Here is a 14409-nt window from a genome sequence, read left to right as displayed (position 1 = left end):
ATGAGGAATGAATTACCGTTGTGATTCGAATGCTCAATAGGACTCTGGAAATTGATCTCTTTAGGTCCCTATGGAGCATTCGAATATAAAAATAAAGCTAATTAAAGTGAAACTGAATAAACACTTAATTAAAAAATGAATTATAGTGCAAGCTAATTCGAAGGAGTAAGAGTTATGGAGTCATTCAATGGTCAGGTTAAGTTTTGGCAAAAAACAGATATCGATGGATTTTTTGGATTATTTACTAACAATCTGACGAATCTACTCGTAATGGCAGGATTGCTAATCAGTACGGGAATACCTGCTACAATAACTTTTGGCTCAATTTTACCAGCAGTCGGTCTATCTATTTTTGCAAGTAGTGTAATCTATAGCTTTTTAGCTTTTCAATTGGTAAAAAAAGAAAAAAGAAATACCGTAACGGCTTTGCCTTCAGGAACTAGTGTCCCACATATGTTTTTAATCATCTTTTTGATTATGGGACCGGTCTATCGTGCAACAGGCGATCCTTACTTGGCTTGGTATGCTAGTTTAGCTTGGGGATTTGTAGAAGGAATTATTGAATTATCTGGCTCTATTTTTGGAGCAAAGATTAGAAAATTACTGCCTCGCTCAGCAATGCTGGGATCTTTAGCTGGTGCTTCTATTACTTTTATTGCTATGGCACCTGCAATGCAAACATTTGATTTACCCTATATCGGTTTGATTTCATTAATCATTATTTTATTAGGATGGTTTGGAAAAGTTAAGTTTCCTTTTCATCTTCCTGTTGGTTTAGTTGCTATTATTATAGGTACAGTTATTGGATGGGCTACTGGCGTTATGGACTTGGATGCATTAATTGCTTCTGCCAATAGTATCGAATTCTCTATTCCATCTTTTTCAATCAATCGAATTGTAAGCGGGTTTTCTAGTGCACTTCCTTTTATTGTTTCAGCTATTCCACTTGGAATTTATAATATGCTTGAGACAATTGATAATGTAGAAAGTGCTGAAGTAGCAGGCGATTCATACAGTACGACAACAACTATGATTGCAGATGGATCTACAAGTATTTTAGCCAGTTTGTTTGGAAGTCCTTTTCCTACAGCCGTTTTTATCGGCCATCCTGGCTGGAAAGAAGCAGGAGCAAGAATTGGCTATACGCTTGCTACCGGAGTAGCAGTCTTAGCGATTACTTGGCTGGGACTTATTTCATTATTATTAAGTATTATTCCACTTGCAGCAGTGTTGCCCATCTTAATTTATATTGGTTTAATGATAGGAGCACAAGCCTTTCAAGAAGTGGATCTTAAGTATGCTCCAGCAGTTATCTTGGCCTTAATTCCTTGGTTAGCAGACTGGGGGAAAAATATTATTGGAAATGCACTAACTGCAGCAGGTACCGATGCATTGACTGTTAGTTATGAAGCAATAGAAAAAGCTGGTCTGCCTTATGGAGGGTTAGTTGCTTTAAGTTCCGGGGCTATTATTATTAGTATGCTTTGGGCCAGCATCTTGACTTTCATAATCGATCAAAAGTTTCATTATGCCGCTCTAACAGCAATCCTTGGATCATTTTTCTCTTTCTTTGGATTAATTCATTATGAAACTGTTGGAATTGGCGTTGGTTTAGAAACAGCTATTAGTTACTTGATAGTTGCTATCATTTTGGTAATGTTTTATAAAAAAAATAATGGAGGAATAAATGATGACTAAAGAATTTACAATACAAGCTAAACCTTATGGATTTGAATTAGATTTGGAAACAACAGCACTTATTATTATTGATATGCAACGTGATTTTCTATATCCAGGCGGTTTTGGCGAACAATTAGGAAACGATGTTTCAACAACGAGCTCAATCATTCCTAACGTTAAGCGAGTTTTAGATAAAGCGAGAGAAAAAGGGATGCTTGTGATTCATACAAGAGAAGGTCACCGACCAGATTTAACAGATTTACCAGCAAGCAAAGCCAAACGTGGCGGAGGAATTGGCGAAGAAGGTCCAATGGGACGGATTCTAGTCCGTGGCGAGTATGGTCATGATATCGTTGACGAATTGCAACCAATAGAAGGCGAAGTTATTCTTGATAAGCCAGGTAAAGGCGCTTTCTATCAAACAGATTTAGAAACGATTTTAAAAAATAAAAATATTAAAAGTTTACTTCTTGCAGGTGTAACAACTCACGTGTGTGTCCAATCAACAATACGTGAAGCAAACGATAGAGGTTATGAGTGCTTAATGTTAGAAGATTGCTGTGCAGCATTCGATAAAAAAGATCACGAAGATTCCATCCGAATGATCAACCAACAAGGCGGTATATTTGGTTGGACAACGGAATCAAAAAACCTTTTAGAGGCTATAAACTAATACGAAATGGAGGAGAATAATGATGAAAGAAAAATCAACAGGTACTCCCTGGTTTGTTAAAGGGGACGCAAATGGATTCTTTGGTTTATTTAGTAATGTTCTAACAAACTTGTTAGCAGCAATCGGATTATTAGCAGCTATCAATATGCCATCAAGTATTATTTATGGAAATATTGTTCCAGCTGCAGCATTGTCAATTGGAATTGGAAGCATCATTTTTGGAATACAAGCACGTCGTAAGTCGTTAAAAGAAAATCGCTCAGATTTAACAGCTTTACCTTATGGACTTAGTGTTCCTCATTACTTTATTGTCGCATTCGGGATTATTTTACCTGTACATGCACAAACAGGTGATTGGGTACTGGCTTGGTCAACAGCTTTAGCTTGGAACGTAGTTCAAGGTCTGGTTATGACAATTGGGCATTTGTTGGTCCATATATTCAAAAATATATTCCTCGTAGTGCTTTATTAGGCTCGTTAGCAGGAATTGCGTTAACGTATATTGCGATGAACCCAATGGGTGAAGTCTATTCTACTCCTTATATTGGTTTATTGACACTAGTTATTGTTTTAGCCGGTTGGATTGCTCATAAAAGATTGCCTGGAAACATTCCTGCGGGTCTGTTAGCAATCGTAATTGGAATGACCTTAGCTTGGGTAACAGGCTACATGGACGTTGCGAATGTTCAAGCAGCTGTTAGTGGTTTCTCACTTTCTACTCCTTCATTTGCTTTAAATCACTTAATGGATGGCTTTTCTTACTTGTCTCCTTTCTTAGCAGCCGCTATTCCACTAGCTATTTATGACTTTTTAGAAAGTTTAGATAACGTTGAAAGTGCTACTGCTGATGGAGATGAGTATCCTACTACTTTATCTTTATTGGTTCCAGCTCTATTAACACTTTTTGGAGCAATGTTAGGTAGTCCTTACCCAACTATTATTTATATCGGACATCCAGGTTGGAAAGCTACCGGCGCACGTGTTGGTTATTCTATCTTAACGGGTATCAGTATTATTTTGATAGCTTTTGTTGGACTACTTCCACTAATGTTGTCGATTATTCCTTTAGTAGCTTTATTGCCAATCTTAATTTATATTGCGATGTCTATTGGAACGCAAGCCTTTAAGACCGCCGATCCAAAACACATACCTGCAATGATATTAGGTTTAATGCCTTTTATTGCTAGTTTCGTTATTCTACAAGTTAATAATGCTTTAACAGCTGCAGGCACGAGTGCGGGAGAAGTTGGCTTAGATGTATTACAAAATAATGGTGTTTATTATGAAGGCTGGAGAGTTCTTGGATCATCAGATATATTGGTTTCTATGATGTTGATCAGTATTGTTATCTTCTTAATTGAAAAACAATACAACAAAGCAGCTATTTATAGTTTGGTAGCCGCCGTACTTTCCTTCTTTGGATTTATTCATGCGGGTCAAATCGGTTTTGGTACAGGTATGAGTACAGCTATCGGATACTTGTCTATGGCAGCCGGATTACTATTCTTCCATTTCTATCGCCATTCAGATGATGAGAAAAATACTGTGAAAAGTTTGAAATAATAATAAGAATGAACAGGATTAAATATAGAAATAAAAAGAATATTTATAAATGAAAATAGGACACTTTCACTAATATCTGAGACACTTCTAATTATAGAAGTGTCTTTTTGTTCGCCCAGCATGGGCAAACTCTAACAGGTGAAAGTCCTGAGTGCGACCGATTAGCGGTAAGCATATAGCTAAAAGCAAGGGTGTCCACCGTGAGGTGGAATCTGAAGGAAGCTCGAGGCAAATCTCTGGTCTGACGAACAGAAATCATATAGGAGGCAGTGCACGAGGATAAGGTTGCAAAAGAAGCTGAAGTCCAATAGCTAATGTATCAATCGTGTGATGTAGATATGGCAGATAGATGGAGAGAAAGAGTTCGTACCTTAACTGGGGAGGTCTTCTGTTCTTATTTCAAAAACTTGTAGTGATACAAGCCTGAGACAGGAGAAGTCAGCAGAAGCCGTAGTAGTGAAGACAGCTAGTGAAAGTTAGACAGAGCGAAGGGCTGAACCGTTTTATCGTTATGGAAATCAATATTGGAAGAGGAAATAGACCGCTGGTCAAAAGACGAGAAAGTGGATACCGACTTCACGAGAAGGAAAGGAAATAACAAACATGTATGAAAGGAAAATCCTTGAGCGTATCTTAGATAAAGAGAATTTGACTGTAGCATTCGAACAAGTAAGACGAAATAAAGGTATCGCAGGTGTGGATGGCATGACAATTGATGAGCTAGGAATATATTTTCTTCGAAACAAAGAAGAAGTTATGGCTTAGATTCGTCAAAGAAACTACCAAACCTCACCCGTTCTTCGAGTGGAGATTCCTAAAACAAATGGTGGTGTTCGTTTACTAGGAATCCCGACAGTTAAAGACCGTATGATTCAACAAACCATTGCACAAGTATTGACTCCCTTATTCGATAAAGGTTTTAGTAACTATAGTTACGGTTTTCGACCAAACCGGCAAGCTGAAATGGCGATTAATCAGGCGTTAATGTACTTCAATGAAGGATATGACTGGATTGTTGATATCGATCTTGAACGTTTCTTTGATACGGTGCAACATGACCGATTGATGAATTTAGTCTCTAGAACAATCTCCGATGGAGATGTAATTTCGCTGATTCGTAAATTTCTTGTCAGTGGAGTACAAGTTAATGGGATTATTCAAGATACTAGCATTGGAACTCCGCAAGGAGGGAACCTTTCACCGCTATTGAGCAATATCATGCTTAATGAACTTGATAAGGAACTGGAAAAACGAAACCTCCGTTTCGTTCGTTACGCTGATGATTGTATCATTATGGTTAAGAGTGAAATGTCAGCGAGAAGAGTGATGCGTTCCGTTACAAAATTTATCGAAGAAAAATTAGGATTGATTGTCAATAGTACAAAATCTAAGATTACGAAGCCAAATAATCCAGAAATGAAATTTTTAGGATTTGATTTTTACCGAGATTTTAATAAGAAAACCTATCAAGCGAAACCACATAAAATCTCAGTAGAAAACTTTCGATATAAACTTAAAGTACTTACACGTAAGAATTAGAGTATTGATACAAAATATCAAGTGGAACGACTGAATCAAGTGATTCGAGGGTGGATAAACGACTATAAAATAGGTTCAATGAAAAGCATTTTAAAGAAAATTGACTCTCATTTGAGAGTCCGTCTCAGAATGTGTATTTGGCATAAATGAAAAACAGCTAAGAATTGGCGAAAGAATTTAATAAAATTAGGGATGGACAAATACAGTGCCTATAAAAATAGTCACACTAGTAAGGGTATCGTACGTATTGCCTATTCTTGGATTTTAACAACGACTATCACAAATAAGAGACTTGTCCAATTTGGCTTAGTCTCTTGTGTAGAGCATTACAATAAAATACATGTTTAGTATAAAATGGAACCGCCGTATACCGAACGGTACGTACGGTGGTGTGAGAGGTCGGAGCCGTTAGGCTCCTCCTACTCGATGTTCGCCCAGCATGGGCAAACTCTAACAGGTGAAAGTCCTGAGTGCGACCGATTAGCGGTAAGCATAGTAAGCGCAAAATGAACGGATATCTTTAACAGACTTTAATTTCACTCTATACTTGGTTCTATAGCAAACAAGTTGGAGGAATGATAATGATAAATAAAAAACAAGATATCGTAGCTATTTCATTGCACCAAATGGATTTAAGTGCTAAGGAATCTGATAAAAAAAATCCGCAGAATCTCAAACTAGCCTGTAAAATTAGGGATGTCACGAGCAATCGGGATATTTATATTTACAATGGAATCGATAAATACATTCTTTATACCCTTTTAAAGGAGCTAGAATGATATGCTAATCGATTTTTCTAAAGTCAAACAAATTTATATTGTTTGTGGAAAAACAGACATGCGTAAATCGATTGATGGACTCGCGTCCATTATACAAGACCACTATAGTATGGACGTTTTTGGAAATGGACTATTTTTATTTTGTGGTGGAAGTCGAAATAAATATAAAGCTCTTTACTGGGAAGGCGATGGCTTTATAATGCTTTACAAGCGTCTTGAAAATGGTGTAATCCAATGGCCCCGAACTATAGAAGAAGTCCGAAAGATTACACAACAAGAACTGAGATGGCTTTTAGAAGGTTTGAAAATAGATCAACCAAAAGCGATAAAGAAAGTGAGACCTGGGTATTTTAATTAACTTAAAAACAGATAAAATCGTTGATTTGACAACGATTTTATCTGTTTTTTGCATGCTTTTTCTGGTATAATAAGAGTATCAAATTGAAGGAAAGGCAGGTGTGGAAAATGACTGAATTAGAACAAATCTTGATCAAAAAACTAGAGTTAGCAAATGAACAAAATAAACAGTTAACCGAACAGTTGGCATTATTAACCGAACAAGTGCAGCTACTTACTCAAAAATTATTTGGTCGTTCTAGTGAGAAGTCTAAAATGATCCCACCTGTTGAAAACCAACTGAGCTTATTTACGGACGAAGATTTAAACCTATTTAATGAGGCAGAAATCGACCAAGATAAAAAAGCACCTGAAATCAATCACTTAGAAGACTTTAAAGTAAAAAGACGGACAATTGGACAAAAAGAAAAAATGATAAAAGAACTTCCAGTCGTTAATGTTAATTGTCTATTACATGAAGAAGAATGCCATTGTGAATGGTGCAATACAGAATTAAACATTATTGGAAAAGAAGAAGTTCGACAAGAAGTTGAATTTATTCCTGCTCACCTGAAGGTGAGAAAAATTATGCGTTATGCTTATGAGTGTCCAACTTGTAAGAAAGATGGTGCAGATGCTATTGTAAAAGCTCCAACACCTGCACCGGTTATCCCTAGAAGTTTAGCTTCTGCAAGTTCAGTAGCCTGGTTAATGCATCAAAAATTTGAATTGAGTATCCCCTTTTATCGTCAAGAAAAAGAATGGGAAAATTATGGAATCGTACTGAGTCGTGCCACTATGGCAAATTGGGTTATCACAGCTTCTAACCTATGGTTAAAGCCTATATATGACTTATTACATAAGCAGTTACTGCAATCACGAGTTATTCATGTAGATGAAACGACGATGCAGGTTTTAAAAGAGCCAAATAAACCGGCTACCTCAAAGTCCTATATGTGGCTTTATCAAAGTAGTAAAGATGCCTCTGAGCAAATGGCGCTTTACCAATATAAACCTACTCGAGCTGGAGAAAATGCGCGTAAGTTTTTAGAAGGATATCATGGTTTTATGCATTGTGATGGATACGAAGGTTATAATAAAGTCACGGATGTAACACGTGTCGGGTGTTGGGCTCACCTACGGAGAAAATTTAATGATGGCATTCCAAAAAATAGTACAAAAACTAACTCTCAGTCTGAGGTTGGAAAAAACTTCTGTGATGAACTTTTTGAGATTGAACGATCTATTGCTTATCTTTCTCCAGAGGAAAGGCTCAGCCTACGGAAAGAAAAAGCAATACCACTCTTAAATCAGTTTTGGAATTGGGTAGAGCATACAAATGCATTAAAAAATTCTATTCTTGGAAAAGCATTGCAGTATGCAAAAAATCAAAAGATTTACTTAATGAACTACCTTGAAGATGGGGAATGTCAACTCTCGAATAATCTAGCAGAGCGCAGCATTCGTCCATTCGTAGTTGGTCGTAAAGCTTGGAATTTTTCTACCAGCACCAAGGGTGCAACAGCAAGTGGTGTTGTCTATAGTTTAATCCAAACGGCAAAATTAAATGGGTTAAATCCAACTAAATATCTGAACTATTTATTTGAAGAATTGCCTGATACACCATTTAAAGAATACCCTGAATTACTTCAAGCGCTATTGCCATGGAGTGTAGAAGTTCAAGAAAATTGTAAATAACCCTCACTATAATATAAAAACATTATAGCAAGGGTTATTTGTCATAGCTAGATACCGTTTCGTTTTGCGCTTACTAAGCATATAGCTAAAAGCAAGGGTGTCCACCGTGAGGTGGAATCTGAAGGAAGCTCGAGGCAAATCTCTGGTCTGACGAACAGAAATCATATAGGAGGCAGTGCATGAGGATAAGGTTGCAAAAGAAGCTGAAGTCCAATAGCTAATGGATCAATCGTGTGATGTAAATATGGCAGATAGTTGGAGAGAAAGAGTTCGCACCTTAACTAGGGAGGTCTCCTATTCTTATTTCAAAAACTTGTAGTGATACAAGCCTGAGACAGGAGAAGTCAGCTAGTACAGCTAGTGAAAGTTAGACAGAGCGAAGAGCTGAACCGTTTTATCGTTATGGAAATCAACCGCTGGTCAAAAGACGAGAAAGTGGATACCGACTTCACGAGAAGGAAAGGAAATAACAAACATGTATGAAAGAAAAATCCTTGAGCGTATCTTAGATAAAGAGGATTTGACTGTAGCATTCGAACAAGTAAGACGAAATAAAGGTGTCGCAGGTGTGGACGGCATGACAATTGATGAGCTAGGAATATATTTTCTTCGAAACAAAGAAGAAGTTATGGCTCAGATTCGTCAAAGAAACTACCAAACCTCACCCGTCCTTCGAGTGGAGATTTCTAAACCAAATGGTGGTGTTCGTTTACTAGGAATCCCGACAGTTAAAGACCGTACGATTCAACAAGCCATTGCACAAGTATTGACTCCCTTATTCGATAAAGGTATTAGTAACTATAGTTACGGTTTTCGACCAAACCGGCAAGCTGAAATGGCGATTAATCAGGCGTTAGTGTACTTCAATGAAGGATATGACTGGATTGTTGATATCGTTCTTAAACGTTTCTTTGATACGGTGCAACATGACCGATTGATGAATTTAGTCTCTAGAATAATCTCCGATAGAGATGTAATTTCGCTGATTCGTAAATTTCTTGTCAGTGGAGTACAAGTTAATGGGATTATTCAAGATACTAGCATTGGAACTCTGCAAGGAGGGAACCTTTCACCGCTATTGAGCAATATCATGCTTAATGAACTTGATAAGGAACTGGAAAAACGAAACCTCCGTTTCGTTCGTTGCGCTGATGATTGTATCATTATGGTTAAGAGTGGAATGTCAGCGAGAAGAGTGATGCGTTCCGTTACAAAATTTATCGAAGAAAAATTAGGATTGATTGTCAATAGTACAAAATCTAAGATTACGAAGCCAAATAATCCAGAAATGAAATTTTTAGGATTTGGTTTTTACCGAGATTTTAATAAGAAAACCTATCAAGCGAAACCACATAAAATCTCAGTAGAAAACTTTCGATATAAACTTAAAGTACTTACACGTAAGAATTGGAGTATTGATACGAAATATCAAGTGGAACGACTGAAGCAAGTGATTCGAGGGTGGATAAACGACTATAAAATAGGTTCAATGAAAAGCATTTTAAAGAAAATTGACTCTCATTTGAGAGTCCGTCACAGAATGTGTATTTGGCATAAATGGAAAACAGCTAAGAATCGGCGAAAGAACTTAATAAAATTAGGGATGGACAAATACAGTGCCTATAAAAATAGTCACACTAGTAAGGGTGTCGTACGTATTGCCTATTCTTGGATTTTAACAACGACTATCACAAACAAGAGACTTGCCCAATTTGGCTTAGTCTCTTGTGTAGAGCATTACGATAAAATACATGTTTAGTATAAAATGGAACCGCCGTATACCGAACGGTACGTACGGTGGTGTGAGAGGTCGGAGCCGCGAGGCTCCTCCTACTCGATTCATATTTTAAGTATCTTCCTATTACAAGCTGATCTATAATATTATTGGTTACGAAATTACTAGTGTTGCATGAAACATTATCCGGTTCGAGAATTTGTTCATATTATTGCAATAGACAAAAAAGTCCTTTATGCTGAACTCAGATGACTCATCCAAGACCAATAAAAAGGACCTAATTCATGGATAAGCGTAAAACAAATTCTGTTTTTAATAAATGGTTTTCTTCCATATTTTTGACTTTTTTCAAAAAAATAAAAAATTGGGTCAATCAAACTATGTTTATACGACACTAGTGATATCAATTATAAGAGAAGAAATGCGCGTGAGAAAGAAAATATGTGATTACGATAGTATCAACTTATTTTCCCAACAATAGAAGTTGACACTATCCAAGCCAATTATAAACTTGACAAATAATTGATAAATGATATGATATAAAAAATTACATAATTAAACAGGGGAGTTTGTGAGCAGACTGAGAGGAAGTTATCGACTTCGACCCTTAACCTGATTTGGATAATGCCAACGTAGGAAGTTATAAGCTAGACTTTTACGGGAAATGCCTTCAGGTGTTTCTCTTTTTTTTCGTTTTTTTTCAGTTCAAATAAAAAAAGCAAGAGAGGTTTTAAAATAGAACAAATTAAAACAAGTGTATTCTCTAATGCGCTTATTTAGTCCGGAGCAGTAGCACCAATCGCGGAAATATTAACAAAATTTTTTATTGCTTCACTTGGCAGGGATTATTTGTGCAAAGTCTGGGGAAATTACGATGAAAACCTTGGAAATCTCATTTTCAGAAAAAGACTCTATATTGTTTTCTTCACTTAATGTATTGCAGCATGTAGGTTGGACTGGTGTAATGATTGCATCAGGAGCAATCGCAGCAAACGCGGTATTAAGTGTTGGTGGTACCTGGGTTTGATCACTTATTATTGGAGTTCTCATTATTATTTGGATTTTCAATGGAATTAGAAGTCTTGGAAAGATAAATATTGTTGCGATCAGCAGATTTTTTGTTCTTCCAATTTTGATTAGTATTGTAGTGTTCAGTGGTGATCTCAGCACTACTTCTGCAGGTGGATTGAGTTTTGGTGTAGCAGTCGAACTATCAGTAGCTATGCCACTATCTTGGCTACCTTTAATTTCAGATTATACTAGAATGGCGAAAAAGAAGCATAAGGTTACTCTGGCAAGTTCGGTCACGTATTTTTTTATGAGCTATTGGATATATGTTATCGGCCTGAATCTGGATACTGCATTATTTGCTGGATAGAACGATATTGTAAAAACCATGTTCTCAGCAAGACTTAGTATTACCGGATTGATCGTTACCATTCTTTCCACTGCTACTACGACATTTCTTGATGTTTACTCAGCCGGTGTTAGTTCAGTCAGTATATCAAAAAGAATAAATCAGAAGGTAGCAGCTGTTATTATGTGCGTTATGGGTACAGTGCTTGCAATGTTGTTTCCTGTATCTTAGTTCGAGAATTTTTTGTATTTCATCGGCTCAATCTTTGCTCCGGTGATTGCCATTCTGATTGCCCACTATTTTATATTAAAGATGGATAGTACTTTATTAAATTTTGACAGAAGTAATCTTATCGTATAGTTAGTAGGTTTAACACTATATCGCCTATTTATGAAAATAGATACTCCGATTGGTAATACCTTACCGGTCATGATAATCATCTTTATTATATGTATTATAGTAAATAAAATTGTTGGGAGAAATAAAATACTGGGTTAATGTGAATCCTCTTTTTTTCATTACAGATACCTTTAGATTTTTTTGAAGGAATAATGGCAATTGAACTTACAGCAATAACTGGCACCAATATAAACTTGAAATTAATATTTGGAGGATTTACTTTAGTTTCATTTAGTATATCACCAGGTATAATCTTTTTCTGACAATTTACTCCAGAAGGGATGAATGTGTAGAAGTTAAAAAGCTTCTAGACTATATGCTAGAATTTGAATACGGAATGAAATTTTGGGACATGAGTTATGAATAATATATACAAAAAACACAAGGAATCGCATTCTATACAAACTACATCCATAGAATAGTAAGGAAAGGAATAATGTGAAATGATAAATAAGAAAGATATTAAAAATCAGATGATTCAAGCAGTTAAAACTGTCAAACAGACTAACCCTATGGCAGGATCAATTACTAACAGTGTCACTATTAATTTTGTAGCAAATGCGCAACTTGCCGTCGGAGGATCTGCTGCTATGGTCTATCTGCCTGATGAGGGGGAGTTTTTAGCGAAAGCCGCTGGAGCCACATATATAAACACTGGTACCTTTCTTCCGATTTATGAGGAAACTTTACTACGAACAGCAAAAGTTATACGTAGTCTGGGCAAACCTTGGGTTCTAGATCCAGTTGCAATTGGAATTGGTAGCCTTAGAAACCAATTGTTACAAGAGTTCAAAGAGTATAAACCCAATATAATCAGGGGGAATGCTTCAGAAATTATTGCTTTGGCTGGGCAGTGGGGATTGGACGGTGGAGAGAAAGTATCTAATACTCGTGGCGTTGATTCTACGGACTCAGTAAGTGCCGCAAAGGATGCAGCTGTGGCATTGGCTAAGTGGACAGGTGGTGCAGTTGCGGTCTCTGGCGAAACCGATTTAATAACCGATGGTTCCATCATAGCTCGTTCTTCTGGAGGATCCCATTTTATGGAGAAAATTACAGGAGCAGGTTGCTCCTTGGGTGGTGTTGTTGCTATTTATGCAACCGCTACTTCGCCTTTTATTGCTGCTCTTACTGCTACTGCAGTATACAATATAGCTGGAAAGCGAGCCGGAGATAAAGTAGATGGTCCAGCAAGTTTTCAGATTCAATTTCTTGATGAATTGTATAAAGCAACAGCAGACGATATAGCCAACAATCCATTTGAGCTTACGGAAGTCTAATTCACATGCTAGGTATAACTGCAAATCTAAAATTAAAAAGTGATAATATTACTAATACACGTAGGAGGAAAAAAATGGACATTAGAAAAAGAGTTGATATTTCAGCATATTTAGTTATAGGCCCAGAGAATACAAAAGGCCGATCTGTTGGCATAATAATCAAAGAGGCAGTTGAAGCTGGCTTTACATTCGTACAGGTTCGTTCCAAAGTTGCATCTGCCCGCGAGTTGATTCAGCTGACTCGTGAAGCTGCAGATGCAATTGCAGAAGTTGGCAAGTCCCATTATGTTGCACTTGTGGTAAATGACCGACTAGATGTCATATTGGCCGCAAGAAAAGAAGGAATAAAAGTTGATGGGATTCATGTCGGACAATCGGATATCCCTGTAAAAGTTTGCCGTGAATACTTGGGGGAAGACTCAATCATCGGTTTATCAGCTAGAACTACTGAACTGTTTGAGTATATCAAAACAGCAGATGCTTCTCTGTTGGATTACTTTGGTGTTGGACCGCTACATGAAACACTTACCAAACCAGACTGTGGATTAGATACGAACGGGAAAGTACTTACCAGAAGTTTTGAAGAGATTGCTAAGCTTGCTAAACTTAGTTCAATCCCGGTTGTTGTAGGCGGAGGAGTAAAGCTTCAAGATATACCTCAACTGGCGCAAACGGGTGTTGAAGGTTTCTTTGTCGTATCAGCTGTGACTAAGGCAGATGATCCAAAGTCTGCATCTGCTGAGCTTGTGGATGCTTGGAAGGTTCACAAAATCTAACTAAAAAGCGATAAACTAAGCTATTATGATATTTATATTCGGGAGCGACAAGATTATGATTGAAGGAGTAATCTTTGATATAGATGGTACTACACTAGACTCTATGTCAATTTGGGATAAAGTCGTTTAGATATATTTGAAAAGGATGGGCATAGAAACAGAAAAAATGTTAGTAAAACATTATGTTCTATGACTATGATAAATAGTACTGAGTTTTCAAATGATAGCTATCTTCTAAATGTAGAGATGGCTAAAATTACAGCGGGAATTAATTACGCTCTTGAAAAATTTTCATTACAACCAGGTCCAACTTAAGGAGGGTGTGAAACAGGTGATAAAAAATATGAAGTAGTTTAATGTTAAAATAGTTACTGTGTTAGCTTGTAGCAGGAATCTTGTGGAAAGAGTTTTTATAAGACTAGATATCATCGGTGAATTTGATGAAATATTTGCATGTACTGAAATAGGTACGAGCAAATCAAATACGGATATATTTTTCGCAACAGCTGGGTATGTGAAGGGACTTACCAAGAACGCATGGTTTTTTAAGATGTACTCCATGTAATTCAGACGGCAAAAAAAGCTGACTTCAGG

Annotated in this window: 11 protein-coding genes, 1 pseudogene and 1 riboswitch; all 12 genes and pseudogenes read left to right on the top strand. The window is 36.9% G+C overall.

The window, feature by feature from the left end:
* Positions 1-174: 174 nt before the first annotated feature.
* The 12 genes and pseudogenes from B9Y54_RS00850 to B9Y54_RS00795 all read left to right on the top strand — a co-directional run bounded on the left by B9Y54_RS00850 (position 175) and on the right by B9Y54_RS00795 (position 13815).
* Entirely contained in the window at positions 175-1698 is a 1524-nt protein-coding gene (locus B9Y54_RS00850) for a xanthine permease (protein ID WP_085558547.1), read from the top strand.
* Positions 1691-2353 (top strand): cysteine hydrolase family protein, encoded by a 663-nt coding sequence (locus tag B9Y54_RS00845; RefSeq protein WP_085558546.1) that lies wholly within the window; start codon positions 1691-1693, stop codon positions 2351-2353. The genes B9Y54_RS00850 and B9Y54_RS00845 overlap by 8 nt, the downstream gene beginning before the upstream one ends.
* Positions 2354-2372: 19 nt before the next feature.
* Complete coding sequence (locus tag B9Y54_RS00840; protein WP_085558545.1) at positions 2373-2825, top strand: hypothetical protein; 453 nt, start codon at positions 2373-2375, stop codon at positions 2823-2825.
* Positions 2738-3916: a SulP family inorganic anion transporter gene (locus B9Y54_RS00835; RefSeq protein ID WP_143062510.1), complete on the top strand. Its 1179-nt coding sequence runs from the start codon at positions 2738-2740 to the stop codon at positions 3914-3916. The genes B9Y54_RS00840 and B9Y54_RS00835 overlap by 88 nt, the downstream gene beginning before the upstream one ends.
* Positions 3917-4519: 603 nt before the next feature.
* A pseudogene (gene ltrA / locus B9Y54_RS00830) lies at positions 4520-5803 on the top strand (group II intron reverse transcriptase/maturase).
* 233 nt (positions 5804-6036) lie between these two features.
* A complete protein-coding gene (locus B9Y54_RS00825; RefSeq protein WP_085558543.1) occupies positions 6037-6234 on the top strand; it encodes a hypothetical protein in 198 nt (65 codons plus the stop codon).
* A 1-nt stretch (position 6235) separates the two neighbouring features.
* Complete coding sequence (gene tnpB / locus B9Y54_RS00820; protein WP_085558542.1) at positions 6236-6592, top strand: IS66 family insertion sequence element accessory protein TnpB; 357 nt, start codon at positions 6236-6238, stop codon at positions 6590-6592.
* Positions 6593-6699: 107 nt separating this feature from the next.
* The gene (gene tnpC, locus B9Y54_RS00815; RefSeq protein WP_085560468.1) at positions 6700-8268 is read left to right on the top strand and encodes an IS66 family transposase; all 1569 of its coding nucleotides are present in this window, start codon (positions 6700-6702) and stop codon (positions 8266-8268) included.
* Between the two features lie 475 nt (positions 8269-8743).
* Positions 8744-10027, top strand: coding sequence for a group II intron reverse transcriptase/maturase (gene ltrA / locus B9Y54_RS00810; RefSeq protein WP_085558541.1), 1284 nt, complete (start codon positions 8744-8746; stop codon positions 10025-10027).
* Positions 10028-10554: 527 nt separating this feature from the next.
* Positions 10555-10659: riboswitch (TPP riboswitch) on the top strand.
* A 218-nt stretch (positions 10660-10877) separates the two neighbouring features.
* A complete protein-coding gene (locus tag B9Y54_RS12415) occupies positions 10878-11030 on the top strand; it encodes a hypothetical protein (RefSeq protein ID WP_200805339.1) in 153 nt (50 codons plus the stop codon).
* A 1172-nt stretch (positions 11031-12202) separates the two neighbouring features.
* Positions 12203-13039 carry a hydroxyethylthiazole kinase gene (thiM, locus tag B9Y54_RS00800; protein WP_085558540.1) on the top strand — a complete coding sequence of 279 codons (837 nt, stop codon included), beginning with the start codon at positions 12203-12205 and terminating at the stop codon, positions 13037-13039.
* Positions 13040-13113: 74 nt separating this feature from the next.
* Positions 13114-13815, top strand: a complete 702-nt coding sequence (locus B9Y54_RS00795) for a thiamine phosphate synthase (RefSeq protein WP_085558539.1) — start codon at positions 13114-13116, stop codon at positions 13813-13815.
* Positions 13816-14409: the final 594 nt, after the last annotated feature.

The organism is Carnobacterium iners (assembly GCF_900177385.1).
In the GTDB taxonomy this organism is placed as follows: domain Bacteria; phylum Bacillota; class Bacilli; order Lactobacillales; family Carnobacteriaceae; genus Carnobacterium_A; species Carnobacterium_A iners.
Note: the sequence above shows the minus strand (reverse complement) of the source record. Positions and strands in the feature narration are given on the sequence as shown.

Excerpts from the sequence above, each read along its gene's own strand:
- B9Y54_RS00850 (WP_085558547.1), top strand. The coding sequence starts at position 175 with ATGGAGTCATTCAATGGTCAGGTTAAGTTTTGGCAAAAAACAGATATC.
- B9Y54_RS00845 (WP_085558546.1), top strand. The coding sequence starts at position 1,691 with ATGACTAAAGAATTTACAATACAAGCTAAACCTTATGGATTTGAATTA.
- B9Y54_RS00840 (WP_085558545.1), top strand. The coding sequence starts at position 2,373 with ATGATGAAAGAAAAATCAACAGGTACTCCCTGGTTTGTTAAAGGGGAC.
- B9Y54_RS00825 (WP_085558543.1), top strand. The coding sequence starts at position 6,037 with ATGATAAATAAAAAACAAGATATCGTAGCTATTTCATTGCACCAAATG.
- tnpB (WP_085558542.1), top strand. The coding sequence starts at position 6,236 with ATGCTAATCGATTTTTCTAAAGTCAAACAAATTTATATTGTTTGTGGA.
- tnpC (WP_085560468.1), top strand. The coding sequence starts at position 6,700 with ATGACTGAATTAGAACAAATCTTGATCAAAAAACTAGAGTTAGCAAAT.
- ltrA (WP_085558541.1), top strand. The coding sequence starts at position 8,744 with ATGTATGAAAGAAAAATCCTTGAGCGTATCTTAGATAAAGAGGATTTG.
- B9Y54_RS12415 (WP_200805339.1), top strand. The coding sequence starts at position 10,878 with ATGAAAACCTTGGAAATCTCATTTTCAGAAAAAGACTCTATATTGTTT.
- thiM (WP_085558540.1), top strand. The coding sequence starts at position 12,203 with ATGATAAATAAGAAAGATATTAAAAATCAGATGATTCAAGCAGTTAAA.
- B9Y54_RS00795 (WP_085558539.1), top strand. The coding sequence starts at position 13,114 with ATGGACATTAGAAAAAGAGTTGATATTTCAGCATATTTAGTTATAGGC.